General features: G+C 70.9%; 16 protein-coding genes. 1 reads left to right on the forward strand and 15 read right to left on the reverse strand.

Annotated features, from left to right (window positions below; genetic code table 11):
- Position 1 precedes the first annotated feature (1 nt).
- From KIK05_RS44750 to KIK05_RS44820, 15 genes are all read right to left on the reverse strand, one after another.
- On the reverse strand, positions 2 to 2,806 hold the full coding sequence (locus KIK05_RS44750; RefSeq protein ID WP_214417027.1) for a carbohydrate-binding protein: 2,805 nt from the start codon (positions 2,804 to 2,806) through the stop codon (positions 2 to 4).
- 138 nt (positions 2,807 to 2,944) lie between these two features.
- A complete protein-coding gene (locus KIK05_RS44755; protein ID WP_214417028.1) occupies positions 2,945 to 5,074 on the reverse strand; it encodes an alpha-L-fucosidase in 2,130 nt (709 codons plus the stop codon).
- Positions 5,075 to 5,100: 26 nt separating this feature from the next.
- Positions 5,101 to 6,465 (reverse strand): alkaline phosphatase family protein, encoded by a 1,365-nt coding sequence (locus KIK05_RS44760; RefSeq protein WP_214417029.1) that lies wholly within the window; start codon positions 6,463 to 6,465, stop codon positions 5,101 to 5,103.
- On the reverse strand, positions 6,462 to 7,625 hold the full coding sequence (gene eboE / locus KIK05_RS44765; RefSeq protein WP_214417030.1) for a metabolite traffic protein EboE: 1,164 nt from the start codon (positions 7,623 to 7,625) through the stop codon (positions 6,462 to 6,464). Before eboE ends, KIK05_RS44760 begins: the two co-directional genes overlap by 4 nt.
- Entirely contained in the window at positions 7,625 to 8,473 is an 849-nt protein-coding gene (locus tag KIK05_RS44770; RefSeq protein ID WP_214417031.1) for a TatD family hydrolase, read from the reverse strand. Before KIK05_RS44770 ends, eboE begins: the two co-directional genes overlap by 1 nt.
- A complete protein-coding gene (locus KIK05_RS44775) occupies positions 8,460 to 9,851 on the reverse strand; it encodes an EboA domain-containing protein (protein WP_214417032.1) in 1,392 nt (463 codons plus the stop codon). Before KIK05_RS44775 ends, KIK05_RS44770 begins: the two co-directional genes overlap by 14 nt.
- Positions 9,848 to 10,717, reverse strand: a complete 870-nt coding sequence (locus KIK05_RS44780; RefSeq protein WP_214417033.1) for an SCO3242 family prenyltransferase — start codon at positions 10,715 to 10,717, stop codon at positions 9,848 to 9,850. The genes KIK05_RS44775 and KIK05_RS44780 overlap by 4 nt, the downstream gene beginning before the upstream one ends.
- Positions 10,714 to 11,901, reverse strand: coding sequence for an inositol-3-phosphate synthase (locus tag KIK05_RS44785; RefSeq protein WP_214417034.1), 1,188 nt, complete (start codon positions 11,899 to 11,901; stop codon positions 10,714 to 10,716). The genes KIK05_RS44780 and KIK05_RS44785 overlap by 4 nt, the downstream gene beginning before the upstream one ends.
- A gap of 65 nt (positions 11,902 to 11,966) precedes the next feature.
- On the reverse strand, positions 11,967 to 15,485 hold the full coding sequence (locus tag KIK05_RS44790; protein ID WP_214417035.1) for a ThuA domain-containing protein: 3,519 nt from the start codon (positions 15,483 to 15,485) through the stop codon (positions 11,967 to 11,969).
- Positions 15,486 to 15,599: 114 nt separating this feature from the next.
- Entirely contained in the window at positions 15,600 to 16,433 is an 834-nt protein-coding gene (locus tag KIK05_RS44795) for a sugar phosphate isomerase/epimerase family protein (RefSeq protein ID WP_214417036.1), read from the reverse strand.
- Positions 16,430 to 17,641 (reverse strand): substrate-binding domain-containing protein, encoded by a 1,212-nt coding sequence (locus KIK05_RS44800; RefSeq protein ID WP_308250416.1) that lies wholly within the window; start codon positions 17,639 to 17,641, stop codon positions 16,430 to 16,432. Before KIK05_RS44800 ends, KIK05_RS44795 begins: the two co-directional genes overlap by 4 nt.
- A gap of 25 nt (positions 17,642 to 17,666) precedes the next feature.
- Entirely contained in the window at positions 17,667 to 18,596 is a 930-nt protein-coding gene (locus KIK05_RS44805) for an ABC transporter permease (protein ID WP_214417038.1), read from the reverse strand.
- A complete protein-coding gene (locus tag KIK05_RS44810) occupies positions 18,593 to 19,594 on the reverse strand; it encodes an ABC transporter permease (protein WP_214417039.1) in 1,002 nt (333 codons plus the stop codon). The genes KIK05_RS44805 and KIK05_RS44810 overlap by 4 nt, the downstream gene beginning before the upstream one ends.
- Positions 19,591 to 21,015 (reverse strand): sugar ABC transporter ATP-binding protein, encoded by a 1,425-nt coding sequence (locus KIK05_RS44815; protein ID WP_214417041.1) that lies wholly within the window; start codon positions 21,013 to 21,015, stop codon positions 19,591 to 19,593. The genes KIK05_RS44810 and KIK05_RS44815 overlap by 4 nt, the downstream gene beginning before the upstream one ends.
- 2 nt (positions 21,016 to 21,017) lie before the next feature.
- Complete coding sequence (locus tag KIK05_RS44820) at positions 21,018 to 22,109, reverse strand: Gfo/Idh/MocA family protein (protein WP_214417040.1); 1,092 nt, start codon at positions 22,107 to 22,109, stop codon at positions 21,018 to 21,020.
- A 70-nt stretch (positions 22,110 to 22,179) separates the two neighbouring features.
- Here KIK05_RS44820 and KIK05_RS49655 point away from each other — a divergent pair.
- A partial coding sequence (locus tag KIK05_RS49655) for an ArsR family transcriptional regulator (RefSeq protein WP_372455667.1) occupies positions 22,180 to 22,356 on the forward strand: 177 nt, incomplete at its 3' end.

The raw sequence follows: 22,356 nt of genomic DNA on the forward strand, positions 1-22,356 counted from the left end.
GTCAGGGCAGGGTCCACTTCTGGTTGGGTGCGTTGTGGCAGGGCCACAGGATGACGGGGGTGCTGTCGGCGGGGTTGGCGCCGCTCACGTCGAGGCATTTGCCGGACTGGGGGTTCTTGAGTGTTCCGTCGGTCTGGGCCTGCCAGTTCTGGGCGCCGGTGTCGTTGCAGGTGTAGATCTGGATCTTGGTTCCGTCGGTGGTGGCCCCGCCGGCGACGTCGAGGCACTTGCCCAGCGCCTTGAGCTGCTGGCCTGACACGGTCCAGTTCTGCGCCGAGGTGTTGTTGCAGGTGTAGAGCTGCACTTGGGTGCCGTCGGCGGGGTTGGCGCCGGCCACGTCGAGGCACTTACCGGCCAGGCCCTTCACCGGCCCGGTCCCGTCGCCGGTGGTGAACGTGAAGCTGTCCACGTCGAACAGCGCGGCGGTCGTCGATCCGGCGAAGGTGAGGTAGAGCGAGGTGGTGCCGGCCGGGGCGCCGGTGACGGGGCCGCTCACCGTGGTGAACGTCTCCCAGGAACCGGTCACCGGGACCGTCGCCGAGCCGATGACCGTGCCGGTGGGCGAACCGGTGCGCAGTTGCAGGGTGCCGCCCGCGCCGCCGGAGGAGACCCGCGCGGTGAACGAGGTCGCGTTGTTCAGCTTGTAGGGGTCGAACGCGATCCAGTCGCCGTTGTTGATGTCCCCGACGGTCTTGCCGCCCTCGGCCTGGGTCTTGCTGATGAGGTTGACGCCGGAGGAGGTCTTGAAGTGCTCGGCCTGGCGGTGGCGGGGCGCCAGGATGCTCTGGGTGTGGGTGGTCAGGCCGCCCGTGTCGGTGTACGAGGCGTCGAAGATCGGGAAGATGTTGGCGGCGTCGTCGTGCTCGCCGTCGACCGGGATCGTGATCGTGCCCGAGCATCCGTTCTGCGAGGTGATCTGGTGGGCGTGCTGGTCGTGGCCGAGCACGTAGGTCATGGTGACCTTGCCGCAGTCGATCGTGCCGTCCTCGGGGTCGGTGACCGTGACGCTCCACGGCACGGCGTCACCGAAGGACACCAGCTGCCCGGGCGCGGGACCGTTGACGGTCACCGTCGGGGCGGTGTTGCCCACGGTGATCGGCACGCTCGCCGTGCCGGTGGCGCCCTGCGGGTCGCGGACGGTCAGGGTCGCGGTGAAGGTGCCGTTGGCCGTGTAGGTGTGCGCCGGGTTCGCGGCGGTGGACGTGCCGCCGTCGCCGAACGCCCACGAGTAGCTCAGCGCGCCGCCCTCCGGATCGGACGAACCGGCCGAGGAGAACGTCACGGCGAGCGGCGCCTTGCCCGAGGTTCTGTCCGCCTTGGCGACGGCGGTCGGGGCACGGTTGCCGCCGCCCACGTAGTCGTAGCGATACAGCGCCGAGTTGGCGTCGCCGTTGAAGTACCCGGTGCCGTAGTCCAGCACGTACAGGGACCCGTCCGGGCCGAAGGCCATGTCCATGACCTGCTTGCCGTTCCACGGGAAGTTGTCGATCGCGCCCGGGGAGCCGTCAGCGTTGATCTTGATCGGCTTGATCCAGCCGCGGCCGAACTCCCCGGCGAAGAACATGCCGTCGAACGCCTGGGGGAACTTCGTGGCCGAGGGGTTGCCCGCGTCGTAGTGGTACACCGGCCCGCCCATCGGCGATTCGGAGCCGCCGCCGAACTCCGGTGGGCTCCCCGCGTCGCCGCCGTAGCGGATCCAGCTCGGCTTGGCCGGGGGCAGCTTGGCCAGGCCGGTGTTGCGGAAGGAGTTGTTGACCGGGCCGCCGGCGCAGTCGTACTTGGGGCCGGTGGTGCCCGTGGCGAAGTTCCACTCGTTGTAGGTCTCGGCGGTGGTGTTGGTGCCGGTGCAGTACGGCCAGCCGTAGTTGCCCGGGCCGGTGACGCGGTCGAACTCCACCTGCCCGCCCGGCCCGCGGTTGGGATCGGTGGAGCCCGAGTCCGGGCCGTAGTCGCCGACGTAGACCACCCCGGTGGCCTTGTCCACGCTCATCCGGAACGGGTTGCGGAAGCCCATCGCGTAGATCTCCGGCCGCGTGTTCGCGGTGCCGGGCGGGAACAGGTTTCCGGCCGGGATGGAGTACGTCCCGTTCGCGTTCACCTTGATCCGCAGGATCTTGCCGCGCAGGTCGTCGGTGTTGCCCGCTGACCGCTGCGCGTCGTAGGCCGGGTTGCGGTCGGTGCGCTCGTCGATGGGGGAGTAGCCGGCCGAGTCGAACGGGTTGGTGTCGTCGCCGGTCGACAGGTAGAGGTTGCCGGCCGCGTCGAAGTCGATGTCGCCGCCGACATGGCAGCAGATGCCGCGGTTGGCGGGCACGTCGAGGATGTCGACCTTGCTGGCCATGTCGACGGTGAAGTCGGCCTTGAGGGTGAACCGCGACAGCCGGTTGACGCCGGTCCAGGTGGCCCAGTCGGCGGCCGTGCCGGTCGCCGGCGCGTCTCCCGCCGGGGTGTTCAGGGGCGGCGCGTAGTAGAGGTAAACGTACCGGTTGGTGGTGAAGTTCGGGTCCGCCGCGACGCCCTGCAGGCCCTCCTCGTCGTGGGTGTAGACGGGGATGGTCGCGATGACCGACGTCGTGCCGCCGGCGTCGGTACGGCGCAGGGTGCCGTTGCGCGCGGTGTGCAGCACCGAGCGGTCAGGCAGCACCGAGATCGTCCCTGGCTCCCCGACCTCGGGTTCCCCTTTGGCGAGGGTGACCTGCTGGAAGTCGGCGGGATCGACAGCCGCCGCAGTCGCTCCCGCCGGCGTGGCGGGCCCCGCGACGAGGGTTGTGAGGCCGGCGGAGGCAAGGACGAGAGCGGCGGCCATGCGCCCCAATCGATGCTTTGTTGGGGGGTGATTCACCGTGGTTCCCTTCTTCGGGTTGTGCAGGACGGCTCGAGGCCTGAGTAGTTGACACAGGCGCCTGCCGCCGGTGGGGGTGGTGGATCTGTGGGGGTGGGCCGATCAGGCGCCGAGCCGCCATTGCTGGTTGGCCCGGCCGTGGCAGGTGTAGATGATCAGCTTGGTGTCGTCGGCGATGCCTTCGCCGTAGGCGTCCAGGCATTTGCCCAGGGCTGTGAGGGTCTGGGCGCCGGGGGTGTAGGTCCACTTCTGGGCGCCGGTCTGGTTGCAGCTGTACAGCTGCACCGGAGTGAGATCGGCTGGATCGCCGCCCTCGACGTCGAGGCACTTGCCGAGTGAGCGGACTTCGCCGGTGGCGGGGTCGTAGGTCCACTGCTGGTCGGCGCCGCCGTCGCAGGTGCTGAGGACCAGGTCGGTACCGTCCTGGCTGTTGGACGCCGCGACCTCCACGCACTTGCCGCTGCCGACACCGACGATCGGGGTGGCCGTCGTGGGGTAGAGCTGGGTTTGGGGCACGATTTGCGGCGCGGTGTTGGGGCTGGTCCAGATGAGCTTGGCGTAGGCTTCGCCGCTGTTCTCGGTCTGTTCCAGGCGGATGTCGTAGCGCCGGCCGGCGGTGAGTGCGATGCTGCCCCGGTCGATTCGAGGCTCATGCGGGTCGGTGTCGCTGATGATGAGCCGGCCGTCGATCCACAGCTGGACGGTGTCGTCGGAGGCGGTGATGAAGGTATAGGTCTCGGAGTAGCGGGGTTGTATCGATCCGCTCCACCGGGAGGAGAAGTTGTCGGTGCCGATGGCCGGGGCGGGTGATCCGCTGAATCGCCAGGCGTAGTTGACGGTGGGGTCGGTCCGGCTCAGGGCCGGTGCGCCGGTGAAGGTGGTGTTGTTCCAGAATTCGGCCTTCAGTCCGGTGCCGGTGCCGACGGCGGCGGGAGCCGGTGTGGTGATGTCCGCCTCGATCACGGTGGCGATCGAGTTCGTCGCAGGACCACTGGGGATGAAGTCGAACCCGTCGCCGGCGGCGCGGACCGTGACCGATTGGGAGCTGCCGAGCACCCGGGCGGCCGAGACCGAGAACGGCCTGCGGGCCGGGACATGCAGGGTGCCGCCGGCGCCCGGCCAGGTGTAGACGTTGAGGTAGAGCTTGTTCTGCTTGCGGGTGATCTTGCCCCAGGACGGTTCGCCGGTCAGGCCGCTGTATCCGGCGGCGTAGATGGACGCTCCGTTGGTGGCCATCCACGGCTTCATGCCTTGCAGCGCGGTCAGCTGCCCGGGCTGGATGGCCCCGGTGTCGGTCGGGCCGATGTTGAGCAGGAAGTTGGTGCCGTTGCTCGTCAGGTGGACCAGGTCGCGGGTCAGCTCGGTGGGTGACTTGAACGCGGTGTCCCAGGCGGCGTAGCCCCAGGTGTTGCTGATGGTCAGGCAGGACTCCTGCAGTTGCGCCGACGGAGGGGAGCCGGCCAGCTGCTGCTCGGGAGTGTCGTAGTCGCCGTCGACCAATCGGCGTTTGGACACGCGGTTGTTGATGATGATGCCGGGCTTGAGCTCGCGCACGAACTTTTCCAGCTGTTCGCCGTCCTGTGCGGTGAACGGGCTCTCCCATTCACCGTCGAACCACAGGATTTCGGGGTCGTAGTTGGTGATCAGCTCACGTAACTGTGCTTTGGCGCGGGTGAGGTAGGCGGGGAGGTCGCGGGTGAAGTCGGGGTCGTGCCAGTCCCAGATGGAGTAGTAGACCCCGAAGTGGATTCCGTTCGCTCGTGCGGCGTCGGAGAGTTCCCGCAGCGGGTCGCGCTTGAACGGGGTGCGGCTGCGGATGTTCCAGTCGTTGACCTGGGTGGGCCACATGGCGAAGCCGTCGTGGTGCTTGCTGGTGATGACGATGTACTTCTGCCCGGCGTCCTTGGCCAGCTTCACGATCGCGTTGGCGTCGAAGGAGGTCGGGTTCCACGTGGCGGCCTTGGCCGCGTAGTCGGCGTCCGGGATGCCGCAGTTCCGTTTGATCCATTCGGCGTCGCGGCAGGAGCCGTACTGCCCGGCGAAGGCCGAGTACAGGCCCCAGTGGATGAACATGCCGAACCTGGCGTCGCTCCACCACTGGGTGCGTGCGGAGGACAGCGCGTCGTCGATGACGAAGTTGTCTCCTGGCGCGGCCATGGCGGGACGCGGCGCGACGAACGCGATCATCGCCGCCGTCATGAGGAGAACGATGAGCCTCCCGAAACGCTTCATGCGGGCTCCTTTGGGGGGTGGGCCGGTCAGCCGGCCAGGAAGGCCAGCAGGAGTTCCTTGACCTCGGTGGCGTGGTAGTGCTCGCGGGCCGGTGCGGGGTCCGAGCACAGCAGGACGGGCCCGTCTTGAGGGTCGTCGGGCAGCCGTCCGTGGCTGCCGCGCACGCAGGAGGGGTCGGTGGGGATGACCGACATGGTGCCCCGGATGCCGAGCTTGAGCTTGGCCAGCGCGAGGGCAGCCCGGGCCATGACCAGGCGGTCGGCGGGGTCGAAGAACAGTTCCGCGGGGTCGTAGCCGGGTTTGCGGTGGATGTCGACGCCGCGGGCGAAGTCCGGGGCACGGTCGTCGTCCAGCCAGTAGTAGTAGGTGAACCAGCTGTCGGGGTCGGCGACGGCGACGAGTTCACCGGAGCGAGGGTGGTCGAGCCCGAACTCCGCCTGGCCGGCACGGTCGAGGACCTGGTCGACCCCGTCGAGCTTGCCCAGCACCTCGCGGACCTGCGGCAGGTCGGCGGGGTCGGGGACGTAGACGTGGGCGATCTGGTGGTCGGGGGTGGCGAACGCCCGGGACGTCCACGGGTCGAGGTACTCCATGCCCTGCTGGGTGAACACGTGCAGCAGCCCCTCCCGGCGCAGGGCCCGGTTGATGTCGACGGGGCGGCGCACCTGGGTGATCCCGTACTCGCTGAGGGCGACGACGGTGGTGCCCCGCGCGGCCAGGTCGCCGAGGAGCGGGACGAGCGCGGCGTCGAGGTCGCGGGCGGCGGCGCGGGCCTGCGGTGACTCGGGGCCGTACCGCTGGAGGTCGTAGTCCAGATGGGGGAGGTAGACCAGGGTCAGGTCGGGTGCGGAACGGTCGATGATGCGCCGGGTCGCCTCGACGATCCAGCGGGTGGAGGCGATGCCCGCCTTGGGTCCCCAGTAGTGGAACAGGGGGAAGGGGCCGAGTTCGGCGGTGAGCTCGTCCCGCAGTTCGGGAGGGTAGGTGTAGCAGTCGGGGGACTTGCGGCCGTCGTAGTGGTAGACCGGGCGCGGGGTGACGGTGATGTCGACGTCGGCGCCCATCGCGTACCACCAGCAGATGTTCGCCACGGTGAGGCCGGGCCGGTGGCGGCGGGCGGCCTGCCAGATCTTCTCGCCGCCGACCAGCTTGTTGTGCTGACGCCAGAAGGCGACCTCGCCCATGTCGCGGTCGTACCAGCCGTTGCCGACGATGCCGTGCCGGGCGGGCATCTCGCCGGTCAGCAGGGTCGACTGCGCCGAGCAGGTGACCGCGGGCAGGACGGTGCCGAGCCGTGCGGTGAACCCGTGGTCGGCGACCGCCCGCAGGCGGGGCATGTGCGAGAGCATGCGCGGGGTGAGGCCGACGACGTTCAGGACGGCGAGGCTCATCCGATGCTCCTCAGTCCGAGGGCGGACAGTTCCCGCCGCGTCCAGTCGAGCTCGGCGGCGATGCCGTCGGCGAGTTCGGCGCTGGTGGACGGCGGCCGGGGAAGTACCGACCAGGTGTAGGTCTCCACCTCCAGGTGGTCGGTGCCGGGGTGGTCTCCGGCGAACAGGGCCGCGAGGGTCTGCTGCAGGACGGGCCGGGTGGTCGCCAGCGGCGGCACGGGGTCGGCGTGGACCGGGATGTGGAAGTGGGTCCGCCAGGGCGCGGTGCCCGGCAGGACGGCCGGGTAGGCCAGGGCCAGCGCGAGATCGTCGACGCCGGCCAAGGGGTTGCCGGACTGGCGGGTCTGGTGCAGGAACCGTGGTTCGGCGAAGGCCGCCAGTGCGCGGCGGACGGGCGAGGTATCGGGGTGGTCGGCGTGCAGGGCGCAGGAGATCTGCGCCTTGACCACGGGGATGCCGGACCGTGCCAGCGTGTCCAGGGCCGTGCCGGGATCCTCGAAGGCGACCGCGAGATGGCAGACGTCCAGGCAGAGGCCGAAATGCCGCGGATCCAGGGACGACAGATGCGTGGCGGCGTGGTCGGTGCTCTCGATCAGGCAGCCGGGCTCGGGCTCGAAGGCCACCCGGATCTCCCGCCCGGTGCGTCGCCGCAGTCCGTCGAGTTCCCGGCCCAGCAGGTCGAGGTGGCGCCGGGCCTGGTCGTGCTCGGCCGGGCCCCATCCGGTGCGCCAGCCCAGCGGCAGCGTGGAGATGCTGCCACGGGTTGCGTCGTCGGGCAGCAGCACGGCGAGCACCCGCGCGAGGTCGGTGGTGTAGTCCAGGCGGGCCTGCTCGGACCAGTCGGGACGGTAGACCGCGTGCTTGACGACTTCCTGGTGGAACCCCTGGTAGGGGAAGCCGTTGAGGGTGACCACCTCCAGTCCTCGCGCGTCGAGCTCGGCGCGGAGCTTGCGGGCGGCCGCGGCGTCGCGGGCCAGCTCGGCCGCAGCCTCGTGCGCCAGCCACAGCCCCAGGCCGAGGCGGGGGACGGCCAGCCGTTCGCGCACCGGGACGCCGTACAGGTCGAGCTGGCCGACGATCCCGGCGACGTCCTCGGCCGGATGGACGTTGGTGCAGTAGCCCAGATGGACGGCGGTGCCGTCGTGATGCCGCAGCCGCATCAGCTGCCTCCACGCTTGACGGAGTTGCCGGCGAACAGCTCCGGGACGGACGAGGGCTTGAGGTCCAGGCGGCCGCTCTGGCCGTAGAACTCCACCGGGTTGCGCCAGAGCACCTGCTCGACGTCGTCGGCGGTGAATCCGCCGTCCAGCATGGCCGCGGCGGTGGCCGCGGTCCTCAGCGGGTCGCTGTGGCCCCAGTCGGCGGCGGAGTTGACCAGGACGCGGGCGGTGCCGTGTTCGGCCAGGATGCGGACCATGCGGTCGGGGTCCATCTTGGTGTCGGGGTAGATCGAGAAGCCCATCCAGCAGCCGGAGTCCGCGACCTGCCGCACCGTCACCTCGTTCAGGTGGTCCAGCACCACGTGCTCGGGCGGGATGCCCGAGGCCCGGACGATGTCGAGCGACCGTGCGGTGCCGGCGGCCTTGTCGCGGTGCGGGGTGTGGACCAGCGCGGGCAGGCCGTGCTCGACGGCCAGCGCGAGCTGGGTTTCGAAGGCCCGCTCCTCGGCGGCGGTCATCGCGTCGAAGCCGATCTCACCGACCGCCACGACGCGGTCTTTCAGCAGGTAGCGCGGTAGTTCCTCCAGGATCGGCGTGCAGCGCGCGTCGTTGGCCTCCTTGGGGTTGAGGGCCAGGGCGCAGAAGTGCTGGATGCCGTACTGCGCGGCCCTGTAGGGCTCCCAGCCCAGCAGCGCGTCGAAGTAGTCACGGAAGCTGCCCGCCGAGGTGCGCGGCTGGCCCAGCCAGAACGCCGGTTCGACGAGGGCACGGACCCCGGCCGCGTGCATCGCGCGGTAGTCGTCGGTCGTACGGGAGGTCATGTGGATGTGCGGGTCAAAGATGCGCATCACGCTCTCCAGGTCGCGACAGAAGATCGTCGGGGACCGGACGCCCGGCGGCGGAACGTTCGGCGGCGAAGGCCTCGAACATGCGGGTGAGCTCGGCGTCGGCGCGGCGGTCCAGCCCCGCGACGACGTCCAGGGGCACGCCCATGAACACGCACTTCAGGACGGCCTGGCGCCAGGACGGCTGGTCCAGGTGGCGGGCCGCGTAGGGGCCGACGGCGGCGGCGACCATGCGGGCGTCGTTGGCCCGCAGGGCGTCGGCGACCAGCGGCAGGGCGTGCGGCCCGAGGTCGGAGGCCAGGTCGAGCAGCGGGAGGGCGCGCAGGACCGCGAGCCGTTCCGCGGTGTCGCCCGCCCGGTAGACCGCCTCCAGCGTCTCGCCGAGCTCGATGCCGCGATACGGAAGCTCCTGCAGCAGCCGGGCCCGGGTGGCGTCGGCGACGTCCCGGCCGGCTTCCCGTGCCGCGACCGGGAACAGCCGGTGCAGCGCCGCCGGGTCGGCTCGCACCTCGCGGGCGGCCTCGGCCACCCAGGGGTGGGCGGACGCGGCGCGCAGGGCGTTCAGCGAGCGCAGCGCGGTCTGTGGCGCGCTGTGGCCGTGCCGGGGCAGCTCGACGCCCACCAGCCCGCGGTACCCGATCTCCGACAGCGCCTCCAGCGCCGGCGGGAAGTCGATCTCGCCTTCGCCGAACTCCAGGTGCTCGTGGACGCCGCGCCGCATGTCCTCGATCTGGACGTTGACCAGCCAGGGCGCGGCACGCCGGACGCAGGTCGCCGGGTCGTCCGGCTCCAGGCAGCGGCAGTGGCCGATGTCCAGGGTGAGCCCGAGGGCGTCCGGGCCGCCGAGGGTCTCGCGCAGACGCTCGTAGCCGTCCAGGTCCGCCACGAGCATGCCCGGCTCCGGCTCGAACCCGAGCCGGACGCCGGCCGCCTCCGCCGCCGTCACCAGCACCGAGCAGCCCTCGGCCAGCAGCTTCCAGGCGACATCCTCGGGCACGCCGGCCGGGCGGACGCCGCTCCACAGGTGGACCACTTCGGCCTCCAGTTCGGCGGCCGTCCGGATCGCCCGCAGCAGGAAGTCCAGCCGGACGTCCCGCCGGTCGGGGTCGGGGTCCAGCAGCGTCGGGGCGTGCTTGTGCCAGGGATCCAGCAGGTAGCGGGCGCCGGTCTCGACGACCGCGCCGAGCCCGAGCGCCGACAGCCTGCGGCGGGTACGGGCCAGGCGTGGGGCGAGGTGCGGGGCGTAGGGGTCGAGATGGGCGTGGTCGAGGGTGAGGGCGACGCCGTCGTAGCCGAGCCCGGCGACGAGTTCGAGGGCGTCGTCGAGCCGATGGCCGGTCAGCCCGTTGGTGCCGTAGCCGAAGCGCAGGGTTCCGGTCATGTCGGTGACACCTTCCGTGACAGCCGCAGGGCCGCCAGATAGCCGGCCAGCAAGGGAATGGCCGCCGCCCGGGAGCCGGACCGCGCCGCGAGCGCGGCCTGCAGGGGGATCATGGCGTGGATCCCGGCGGCGACCGCCCGCTGGAGGTGGGCGGGGTCAGGCTCGGCGACGGCGGCCAGCTGCGCGCCTCCCGCGGCCAGGAGGTAGGCGCCCAGCAGCCCGGCCGTGGCGGCGCGTCCGGCCGGGTCGTGTCCCGGCGGGGGGACGGCCGCGGCGCCGGCGGTCGCGACCGTGACCGCGAGCGACCGGGCGGGCAGCGCCGGGGACGCCCCCTGCGTCTCCCGGCGGCTCAGGCTCGTGACGGCGTAGGTGTGGCAGGCCATCACGGCGGCCGACGGCAACGCGAGCCGCCACCGGCCGGTCCCCGCCCCCATGAGCACGTCGAGCCCGCGGGCGGCGGCCATCACGGCCGCACCCCACCGCGTGTTCTTCAGCCCCAGGTCGTAGGCCCACACGGTGGCCGCCAGCGGCACCGCGACGCCCAGCGCCCGCCGCCCGCCCGCCCAGGCCGCCAGCGCCAGCCCCGCGCCGGTGAGCGTGACCGCGACGGCCAGGACGGCGCCCGGGCCGATCCGGCCGGAGGGAATCGGCCGGCGCGGGCGCTCCACGGCGTCGACCCGCCGGTCGGCGTAATCGTTCAGCGCCATCCCCGACCAGTACAGGCACACCGAGGCCGCCGCGATCCCCGCCGTCCGCCGGCCGAAGGGCCAGCCGGCCGCGGCGGCCCCCGCCAGGGCGTCGCCCGGCACCGTCAGCGCGGCCGGGGCCCGGACCAGCTCCAGCAGGACGGCCGGCCGGGGCCTCATCGGCCGGCCTCCGCGTACCAGGCGCGCAGCGCTTCGTACTGGGCGACCAACCGGTGGTCGTGCTCCCGGCCCGGTAGATGCACGGGGTCCTTGAAGAAGAAGCCCAGCTGTTCCTGCGGCCCGCTCGCGCCCAGCTCCCGCGCCCGGGCCATCAGCCGGGCCAGGTCCAGCACGAGCGGCGCGGCCAGCGCCGAGTCGCAGCCCTGCCAGGTGAACTGCAGGCTCATCGCGGCCCCGAGGAACCCCTCGAACGTGATGTGGTCCCAGGCCGTCTTCATCTCGCCCATGCTCGGGACGTAGTCGATGTGAGTGGTCCCCTCGAACGGCCCGCCCAGCAGCGCGGACAGGCCGCTCCGCTTGGAGGCGGTCTTGCCCGCCGCGGCGTCGGGGTCGGCGAGCGTGGCGCCGTCGCCGCCGCCCAGCAGGTTCGTCCCGGACCAGGAGCGCACCCGAAGCGCCCGGTGCACGAACATCGGCGCCAGCGCCGTGCGCACCAAGGTCTCGCCGGTCTTGCCGTCATTGCCGGCGTAGGGCAGGCCCTCCTGGCAGGCGAGCTGGTGCAGCGCCGGGATGCGGGCACCGGGGGAGGGGGTGAAGTCCACGTGGGCGCAGCCCGCCCGCAGCGCCGCGTAGGCGTACAGCGAGCTGGGCGGGAGCACCGCGGTCTCGGTGGCCAGCGCGTGTTCGAGCGCGGCGAGGTCGTCGTGTGCGGGGTGCGGCGGCTGCCGCGGCTCGGTCGAGGAGACGTTGACGACCACGACCTGCCGCAGATGGTGCCGTTCGCGGAAGGACACCAGATCGGCGACGAGGGACGCTGCGATCTCCGCCTGGGCGGGCCCGGCCCGGTCGTGGCCGGCGCCCCGCCGGATCTCGCGGTCGGCCTCCTGAAGCGCGTAGTGGACCGGCAGCAGCAGCCTCGTCGGTAGGACGCCGGCTTCGGCCAGTTGCTCGGCGCGCTTGAGAAGCGGGACGTCGGTCACGTCGTGCCCGCCGAAGACGAGGTCGTCCAGCTCCGGCAGGCCGGCGCCGGCGAAGTCCGGCGTGGCGGTGATCATGCCGGTGGGAGGTACCAGACCTGCGCGGACGGCGGCGGCCCCGGCGACGGCGGTGGTGGCCACCGAACCCCGCGCTCCGATCAGCCAGACACCGGTCTTGGGTGCTTCTGGGAAAGAGTGATGCTTCATGGGCGATCCCAGGGGGTGAGGGCGGCCTGGCGCCCGGTGAGGGCGGGCGCCAGGCCGGAACTACGTCAGTTGATCTGGGTGAGCTTCCACTGCTGGTTGGTGCTGGCGGTGTTACAGGTGTACTGAATGAGCTGGACATCCTCGGCCGTCGAGCCGCCGGGCACGTCCAGGCACTTGCCGCTGGCCACCGAGACGATGTGGTGGGCGCCCGAGCCGGCGGGTTCGAACCTCCACTTCTGGTTGTCGCCGCCCCAGCAGCCCCACTGCTGGACCAGGGCGCCGTCGGCGGTGGACGCGCCGTTGACGTCCAGGCACTTGCCGCTGTGCACGGCGGTCAGCGTGAAGGTGCCGTTGCCCGCGTCGGTCGCCTTCCACTGCTGGTTGGTGCCGGAGTTGGCCGGCCACTGGACGACGGCGGCGCCGTCGGCGGTGGACTGTGCCCTGACGTCGGCGAGCTTGCCGCTGTGCGCGGCCGTGAGCGTGTAGGTGTGCCCGGCCTGCGGGCCGCTGCCGCCGGTGGCGGCGCCCTTGCCGTTGAAGGTGAACGAGTCCAGGTCGAACGAGTTCGCCGTGGGCGCCTTGAACACCGCGTAGACGGTGTGGGTGCCGCCGGGGTCGGTGACCTTCACGGCGGGCAGGGACACATAGGTGTCCCATCCGCCGGTGCCCGGCACCGGGCCGGAGGCGATGAGCGTCCCGGTCGGCGAGTCGGCGTGCAGCTCGATGGAGCCGCCGGTGTTGGACGGCGCCGAGACGCGGAAGGACACCGAGTCGATCCCGGACATGTTCATCGGTGTGAAGGAGATCCAGTCCCCGTTGGAGACGTCGCCGATGCGCTTGCCGCCCTCGGCAGCGCCCTGCTCGACGATCCGGACCCCGAAGGAGTTCGAGAAGTACTCGGCCTGCTTGTGCTTGGGCTGCAGCGTCGCGCTGGTGGTGCCCTTCAGGCCGCCCTTGTCGGTGTAGTCGGCCGACAGGACGAAGTAGGTGTTGGCGTCGGCGTCATGACCGGAGGCGGTGGTCGCGACCGTTCCCGAGCAGCCGGTGTACTGGCCGGTGTCGTGGCTGTGCTGGTCGTGGCCGAGCGCGGCGGTCACCGTGACCTTGGAGCAGTCGATGGCGCCGTCCTCGGGGTCGGTGACGTTGATCGTGTAGTTGATGCTGTCGCCGAAGTCGATGAACCCGCCGTCGGGCGGAGCCGTGAAGACGACCTTGGGGCGGGTGTTGCCGACGGTGACGGGCACGGTGGCGCTGCCGGTCTTCTTCCCGGTGTCGGTGACCGTCAGTTTGGCGGTGTAGGTGCCGTTGGCGGCGTAGGTGTGGGACGGATTGGCGCTGGTGGAGGTCCCGCCGTCCCCGAAGTCCCACGCGTAGGTGATCGCGTCGCCGTCGGGGTCCGACGAGCCGGCGGAGGAGAACGCGACGGTCAGGGGAGCCTTGCCCGAGTCCGGGGTGCCGCTCGCCTTGGCGATGGGTGCGCGGTTTCCGGCGACGTAGTCGATTCGGTAGATGCCGTCGTCGGTGTTGGCGTGGCCGAAGCCGTTGCCCCATTCGGCCAGGTACATGGCGCCGTCCGGGCCGAACTTCATGTCCATGGGCGCGTGCGGCGCGAGCTGCGCGACGAACGGGTTGATCTTCAACAGGTCGCCGGAGGAGTCCAGGCGGAACTCCTTGACGAAGTTGCGGCTCCACTCGTAGAAGAACGGCGTTTTGTCGAAGTACTCAGGGAACTTGCGATCGGAGGTGCTGGCCGGGTCGTAGTGGTAGAACGGGCCGCCCATCGGGGCCGCGCCGCCGCAGCAGTCGATTTCGGGGAACTGCGGGGAGGCGTGGTAGTTGTACCAGACCGTGGCCGGCTTGGCCGCCGGCAGGTTGGTCAGGCCGGTGTTGTTGGGGGAGTCGTTGACCGGTGCCGAGCAGGTGAACTTCGCGCCGGAGGTGCCGGTGGTGAAGTTGTAGTCGTTGTAGGCGATGTTGTCGCCGACGCAGTAGGGCCAGCCGTAGAAGCCCGGCTGCTTGATCAGGTTCCATTCGACGGTGCCCTCAGGGCCGCGGTTGGGGTTCGCGCCTCCGGCGTCCGGGCCGTAGTCGCCGACGGAGATCCAGCCGGTGTCCTTGTCGACGGCGAAGCGGAACGGGTTGCGAAAGCCCATCGCGTAGATCTCGGGCCGGGTCTTGGCGGTGCCGGGCGCGAACAGGTTGCCCGAGGGGATGGTGTAGGTGCCGTCGGACTCGGGGTGGATGCGCAGGATCTTGCCGCGCAGGTCGTTGGTGTTGGCCGAGGAGCGCTGGGCGTCGAAGTGCTCGCGCCCCGGCCGTTCGTCGATCGGGGTGTACCCGTCGGAGGCGAACGGGTTGGTGTCGTCGCCCGGGCCGATGTACAGGTTGCCGCCCGGGCCGAACGCGAGGTAGCCACCGGTGTGACCGGGCTCGTCGGCGTTGCGGAAGGCCGGGACCTCGATGATCTTCTTCTCGCTGGACATGTCGAGGGTGTCGCCGTCGAGCGTGAACCGGGAGACCCGGTTGACCTCGGCACCGCCCGCGGGGGAGTAGTTGAGATAGATCCAGTGGTTGGAGGCGAAGTTCGGGTCGAGGGCCAGGCCGATCCCGCCGTCCTCGCCGCCGTCGTACACCGAAAGGGTGCCGATGGTGTGCACGTCCCCGTGGGTGTGGATGGCGTGCACCGATCCCGAACGCGAGATGTAGAAGACCGTGCCGTCGGCGGCCACGTCCAGCTCCATCGGCTGGTCCGGTGCCCCGTCCAGGGTGACCTTCTGGTAGCGGGCCGCCACCGTGCCGCCGCAGTCACCCGGCACGGCGCCCGCGGCCCACTTCAGCCCGCCCAGCAGGTGCTGCTTGAACAGGGGCTCGGAGTAGGAGGAGGCCTGGTGGCCCATCGCGGTGGCCCACACCCGGCCGCCTTCGGTGTTGCGGCACCAGGAGATCGGGTGGTCGGCGCCCATCTTGTTCGGCCCGGCGTCGTAGGTCGTCTCGTCGGCCGTGACCAGCACGTGGACGTCGCCGCGCTGGTCCTTGTCGAAGTTGTACCACTCCTCGGTGCGCGTCCAGCGGTCCGGCAGGCCCTTGGTCGAGGGGTGGACCTTGTCGGCGACCTTGGCGGTGCCCTGCACGATCGAGGAGTGCTGGGTCATGTGGGCGCCGCCCATCACGACCTGGTCCCACCAGGGGAACTGCGAGTCGATGTTCATGTCGACGGCGTTGTGGATCGCGACGATGCCGTGGCCGCTGTGCACGTAGTCCTGGACGGCCTGGCGCTGGGCGTCGGTGTCCCAGACCATGCCGGACGTCTGCAGCATGATCACGGCGTCGTAGGTGTTGAGGGTTGCCGGGGTGAATACGCCCGCGTCTTCGCTGCGGTCGAGCTGGAAGTTGTTGTCGGTGGCCAGCTGCTGGAACATCGCGACCCCGGCGTCGATGGAGTCGTGCCGGTAGGCGCCGGGGGCGGTCTTGGTGAACAGCAGCACCTTGAACTGCGGGGCCGCCGCGTGCGCCGCCGGTGTCGCGGCGAACAGCAGCACCAGTAAGGCGGCGGTCAGGGCATGGAGCAGTCGTGATCTTCGCATGGGGGTCTCCAAGGGGGGCGATACCGGTGGTGGTCGGCGTCGTGGAATGCGAAGGGATGTCAGGCCTTCGGGGCGGCGAAGGCCTTGCGGCTCGGGGCCGGGAATCGTTCCGGGTCAGTGTTGGAGGGAGCGCAGGAAGGCCAGGCCTTGGGTGGCGAGGGCGTCCTGGCTCGGGGCGAGGGGACGCCAGATGGACGCGGCGGTGGCGATGGTCGTGTTGTCGGCGGTGAAGGACTCGATCACGAGCGGGCCGGTGTAGCCGGTGTCGTGGACGGCCGCGGCGAAGCCCGGCCAGTTGAAGTGGTCGTCGCCGGGGGCGCCGCGGTCGGTGCCGCTCGCCTGGATGTGGGCGATTCTGGCGCCTGCCAGCCTGACGGCCTGGAGGGGGTCTTTTTCTTCGATGTTCAGGTGGTAGGTGTCCAGCGCGAGGCCGCATTCCTCCGGGAGGGCCTCGAGTGCCTGCTCGACGGTGTTGATGACACTGGTCTCGTACCTGTTGAGCGGTTCGACCCCGATCCGCACCCCGCGTTCGGCGGCGTAGGCGGCGACCGGCTCGACGTTCTCTCGTAGCTCGGCGTAGATCGCGCGCCGCTCGTCCGGGCTCATCCGCCAGGTCCGGCCCACTGAGGCGTACGCGGGGCCGCTGATGGCGGGCGCGCCGACGGTCACCGCGACGTCCACGCAGTGCCGCAGGTAGTCCTGGGTCTCCTGCACGGTCCGCGGCGAGGCGCCGACCAGTTCCCGTCCTGGCGGCATCGTGAGCACGACCGAGGCGCCGAGTTCGAACGCGGCCAGCAGGTCGGCCGCCCTGCCGGGATCCCAGTCGCCGGGACGCTCGACCGGAAGCTCGATCACGTCGAATCCCCACTGCGAGACCCGCGGCACGAGCGCGGCCAGGGCGTCGTCGGTGAGCGGCGAGACCCAGACCCACGTGTTGACGCCGATCACGACGTGCCACCCCACTTCTGGGGGTAGCCGGGCAGGTCCTCGCAGCCGCACAGCGCGTAGTGCAGCGGCGGCATGCCGGGCTTGAGATAGGTGGCCAGGTTGTCCTGGGTGATCGCCGGCTGCGGCAGGTTCCAGACCTTGGGCACCTGCTCGCCCTTGAGGATCCTGAGCGCCGCGATGACCGGCGTGCGCCACTGGTAGGTCGGGTAGGTCGGGGCGATGGCGGTCAGCTTGGCCTCGCTCCACTTCTTCAGGAAGTCCTCCTGGTCCTCGCCGTTGATCGGCGGGACGGGCTGCCCGGCATCCTCGAAGGCCTCCACCGCCGCGACGGCTGTGGCGCCGGCGTCCATCCAGACGCCGTCGATCTTGCCGTAGCGCTGGATGTAGTCGCTGACGATGCTCTTGGTCTTGGCGGCGTCACCGTCGGTGAACTCCACGCCGACGACCTTGAGGTCGCTCTTGTCGAAGGCGACCTTCGCCGCCGACCAGCGGGTCTCCAGGACGTCCACGCCGGGCAGGATGCGCAGCGCCAGGATCTTCCCGCCGGCCGGCACCTTGCTGACGAGGAACTCGGCGGCCTCGGCGCCGAAGGCGTAGCCGCCGATCGGTTTGATGAAGGTGACCGGGCAGTCGGTCTGCACGCCCCGGTCGAACACGATGACGGGGACCTTCGGGCACGCGCCGGAGATCGCGGGAGTCAGCGTCGCGGTGGTGTTGGGCGAGACGATCAACGCGTCACAGCCCTTGGTCTGCAGCTCGGCGATGTCGGAGATCTGCTTGTCGTCCTTGCCCTCGGCGTCCAGCGCCGTGAAGCTCGTGATCTCCTTGTGCAGGGCGACCTCCGCCTGCATGCTCTTCCACCCGACCTGCCGCCAGGGATTGTTGACGGCGGCGTTGGAGAAGCACAGGTGGTACGGCCCTGCCTTCTTGTATTTGGCGGTGTCGATGAGCTGCGGGTCGATGCTCTGTTCCCACGGCTTGCCGGCAGGGCCGGTCGGCTGGGCCCTGCGCATCGCCATCTGAGCGTCGTAGTCGCCCTGGACGAAGAACTTCGACTGGGCTCCGGTGCCCTTGTCGTCCGAATCGGCCACCTTGGCGGCGGAGGGGGCGGCGGACGGGGCAGGCTTATCGCTGGTGCACGCGGCTACCGGCAGCACCAGCCCGGCCAGCGCGGCGGCGGCGAGCAGTTGCCGCGACGTTGATCGCACGATATTTCCTTTCATTGGGGGTGGGTCAGGCGGCCGCGGTCTTGCGGCGGGGGATACTCACGACTCCCAGCGCCACCGCGGCGATGATGATGACCCCCTGCACGGCCGGCTCCAAGGCCCCCGAGATGCCGTACAGGTTGAGCAAGGTGAACAGCGCCTCCAGGGTGAAGGCGCCAGCCATCGCGGCGATCACGGAGCCTCGACCGCCGCCAAGGACCACGCCGCCGAGCACGACCGCGGTGATGGCCTGGAACTCCAGGCCCTGGCCGACCTGCGCGGACACGCCGGCGAAGCCGCCGAGCAGGATCGCCGCGACGGCCGCGGACAGCCCGGAGATCATGAACGCGACCGTCCTGACCCGCGGGACGCGGACACCGGACAGGGCCGCGGCGCGGTCGTTGTCACCGGCCGCGACGAGCGTGCGGCCGAAGTCGGCGCGCATGGCCCAGATCGCGGCGGCCGCGGCGGCGATGAGAATCAGGACCGACCAGGGCACCGGGCCCAGGCTGCCCCGGCCCAGCTCGCGGAACTGCGGCGACAGGGCGCCGCGGGGCGCGCCGCCCGTCCAGAGGAACACCGCGCCGGACAGGACCAGCATCATGCCGAGCGTCGTGATGAACGACGGGACCCGCAGCCTGGTGGTGACGGCCCCGTTGACCAGGCCGGTCAGCATCCCGAGAGCGATCAGCAGGAGGATCACGGGCCAGGTCGCCGCCGCGGAGCCGTCGATGAGCCGGGCGGCGATCACCACCTCGGCCGTGACCAGGGAGCCGACAGACAGATCGAACTCGCCGGACACGATCACGAAGTACTGCCCGGCCGCGAGGATCACCAGCGGCGCGGCGCGCTTGACGAAGGCGAGGAAGGCGGGCGGTTCCAGGAAGTACGGGTTGGCGACCGCGATCGCCACCAGCAGACCGGCCAGCACCACGAAGATCGGCAGCGCGCGTCTCATGCCGTCCGCCTCCTGCGGGCATAGATCGCCAGGGCGGCCACCAGGACCACGCCGCGCACGACGTCCTTGGCGAAGGAGTTGACTTCCAGCTGGTTGAAGATGCTGTCGAGGACGGCCAGGAGCAGGACGCCGCCGAGGGTCCCGCCGACCCCGCCGCGGCCGCCGGCCAGGGCCGTGCCGCCGAGCACGACCGCGGCGATCGACTCCAGGTCGTACCCGCCGTCGGTGCCCACCGTCGGGGCGCCCGCGCCGAGCCGGGAGGCGAGCAACAGGCCGGCGATCCCGGCGCAGACCGAGCAGAGCACATGGGCGGCGACCACGACCCGCTCGGTACGCACGCCCGACAGCCGCGCCACCTCGCCGTCCCCGCCCACCGCGTAGATCCGGTACCCCAGGCGCGTGCGGCTCAGCAGGAACCACACCGCCACCGCCACCGCCGCCCACAGCAGCGCCGAAACCGGCAGCGGCCCGATGCGGTCGTACCCGAGATGCTGGAACGAAGCCGGCACTCTTCCCGCCGGCCCGTCGTACCGCTCGTCCAGCGCACCCCGGATGATCAGCGCGATCCCGAGCGTGGCGATGAAGGCGTGCACCCGCAGCCGGGTGACGATCAGCCCGTTCACCAGCCCGACGAGCGCGCTCACCGCCAGCACCGCGGCGACCGCGGGCAGCACGTTCGCACCGCTTCCGGTCATGATCTCGGCCGCGACGAGCGAGGTCAGGCTGATCAGGTAGGCCACCGAAAGGTCCAGGCTGCCGGCCAGGATCACCACGGTCTGACCGACCGCGACGATGCCCAGCGCCGCCGACCGCTGCTGGATCCCGACGATGTTCGCCTGACTGAGGAACTGGCCGCCGTCCAGCGCGAACAGCACCCAGCCCAGCGCGACCAGCAGAGCCAGCGCCAGATAGACGGCGCGCGCGGGCCGGTCGGCCGACAGCCGCTGGAGGACCGAACCTTCCGCCGGGACGCGCCGGAGCTTGAGTTGCTGGGTCATGACGCGGCCGCCAGGTGCATCACGGCCTCCTCGGTGGAACCGGCGGGCAGTTCTCCGGCGATGCGGCCGTCGCGCAGCACGACGATGCGGTCGCTCATGCCGATGAGTTCGGGAAGCTCGGAGGAGATCATGAGGATGGCCATGCCGTCGCGGGCCAATTCACGCATCAGGTCGTGGATGCCGGCCTTGGCGCCGACGTCGACCCCGCGGGTCGGCTCGTCGAACAGCAGGACACGCGGCGCGACGATCATCCATTTGGCCAGCACGACCTTCTGCTGGTTGCCGCCGGACAGCAACCGGACCTCCTGTTTCGGCCGGGGCGGGTTGAGCCGCACGCGTTCCAGCAGCCGGTCGACGCCCGCGCGCGGCCGCCTGGCGGCGCGGGCGACGAGCAGGGCGTTGTCGCGCACCTGCTGGTTGAGCAGGAGTCCCTCGGCCTTGCGATCCTCGGTGACCAGGCCGATGCCCGCTGCGATGCCTTCACGAGCCGAGCGGGGACGGCAGGGTGTCATCTCTCCGCTGGTGAAGGGCTCGGCCCCGAACAACGCCTTGGCCAGCTCGGTACGACCCGACCCCTGCAGCCCCGCGAGCCCGACGATCTCGCCCGCGCGCAGGTCGAGGTCGATGCCGCGCAACTTGGCGTTGCCGCCGCCGCGTACGCTCAGCAGCGCCTCACCGGGGGGCTCCACCGCACGAGGCGGGAAGTAGGAGTCCAGCTCCCGGCCGACCATCAGGCGCACCAGAGCGGCGGTGTCCAGGCTCGAGGCCGCCGCGGTGGCGACGCGGGCGCCGTCCTTCAGGACGGTGATCCGGTCGGCGAGCTCGAAGATCTCCCGGAGCCGATGCGAGATGTACAGGACCGCGATGCCCCGCGCGGTGAGCCGCCGCACCAGCGTGTACAGCAACTCCACCTCGTGGTCGGCCAGCGCGGCGGTCGGCTCGTCCATCACCACGATCCGCGCGTTCAGCGACAGTGCCTTGGCGATCTCGACGACCTGCTGCTGCGCCACCGAGAGCCGCCGGACCAGGTCGCGGGGCCCGAACGACTCCTCGCCGAGTGACCGCAGCAGCTCGCCGGTGGCCGTCTCCATCGCCGACCGGTCGACCAGCCCCCGCCGGACCGGTTCCCGGCCGAGGAAGACGTTCTCGGCGACCGTCCGCTCCGGCAGCAGGTTGAACTCCTGGTAGATGATCGCCACCCCGGCCCGCTGCGCCTCGACCGGATGCCCGAACGCCACGCTCCGCCCGTCGATCTCAATGGTCCCCTCGTCGGGGGTGTGCACCCCGGCGAGGATCTTCATGAGCGTCGACTTGCCGGCGCCGTTCTCGCCCACCACCGCGTGCACCTCGCCCGCGGCCGCCTCCAGGTCCACCCCTTTGAGGACCCGGACGCCGAGGAAGCTCTTGCCGATGCCCGTCATCTTCAGCACTCGACCCACCGTCCCTCGCGCGCGGAGTCCAGCACGGCGGCGCTGATCGCGGCGGCTCTAGCACCGTCCTCGAAGGTGGGCAGGCCGTCGGGCGCCCGGCCGGCGATCGCGGCGTAGGTGTCGGCGACGAACGCCTCGAAGCAGTCGTGGTAGCCCTGCGGGTGGCCCGCGGGCAGCGGAGAGTACGGCCGGGCCGCGGCCGACAGCGTCATCGGGTCCCGCTGCAGCGTCCGGGAGCCGGAGCGCTCACCCAACCACAGCACTTCGGGCTGCTCCTGGTCGAAGGCGAGGCTGGCCGCGGTGCCGGAGATCTCGAGGAACAGCCGGTTCTTGCGACCGGGGGCCACCTGGCTGACCGTGAGCGAGCCGAGCGCGCCGCCGGTCGTGGCGAACTGGACGGTCGCCACGTCCTCGGTGAGCACCGGCGAGTGGGTGACGCGGTCGGCGACCACCACCGCGGTCTGCCCGCAGACCCGGCTGATGCGGTCGCCGGTCACGAACTCGGCCAGATCCCACCAGTGCGACCCGATGTCGCCGAGCGTGCGGCCCGGGCCGCCGAGCTCGGGGTCGACCCGCCAGTTGTCGTCGACGGGTTCGAGCAGCCAGTCCTGCAGATAGCCGCCCTGGATCAGGCTCACCGACCCGATGTCGGCCATCCTGACCCGTGCCTCGCGGATCATGGCGTGGAAGCGGTAGACGAACGGGACCGTCGCGACCACTCCGGCCTGCTCGGCCCGCCCGGCCATGAGCGCCGCGGTGTCGGCGTCGGTGGCCAGCGGCTTCTCGCACACCACCGCGAGCCCGGCGTCCAGCGCCTTGAGCACGAGCGGCGCGTGCAGGTGGTTGGGCGTGCAGATGTGCAGGACGTCCACGTCACCCGACTCGATCAGCTCGTCCGCCGACCTGTAGGCGCGGTCCGCACCCAGCAGCGGCCTGGCCTGCTCGGCGCGCGCCGCGCTCCGCCCGGCCACCCCGACGAGCCGGGCACCCGCCTGCCGGACGGCGCGGGCGTGGACACGTCCCATGAAGCCAGTTCCGACGATCCCAGCTCTAACTTCTGCTGCTGGGAGCAATTTCTGGGTCATGTCGCGAATGTTAAATCGGTCTTTCGACGACGGTCAAGCATAAGTTACCGTTCTGTCGTCATAACTAGGTGTGAGATCATCGTTAGTGATAGGGGGGAATGCCGAAGTGATCTCCGAGAGCGCCGGCGCAGGCGCGCTCCTGACGATCCTGCGCGACGGCCGCGCCCGTACCCGGGCGGAGCTGATGCAGCTCACCGGCCTGGCCAGGTCGACGGTGTCGCAGCGGCTCGACGCCCTGCTGGAACAG

Source organism: Sphaerisporangium fuscum, from assembly GCF_018531465.1.
GTDB lineage: Bacteria > Actinomycetota > Actinomycetes > Streptosporangiales > Streptosporangiaceae > Sphaerisporangium > Sphaerisporangium fuscum.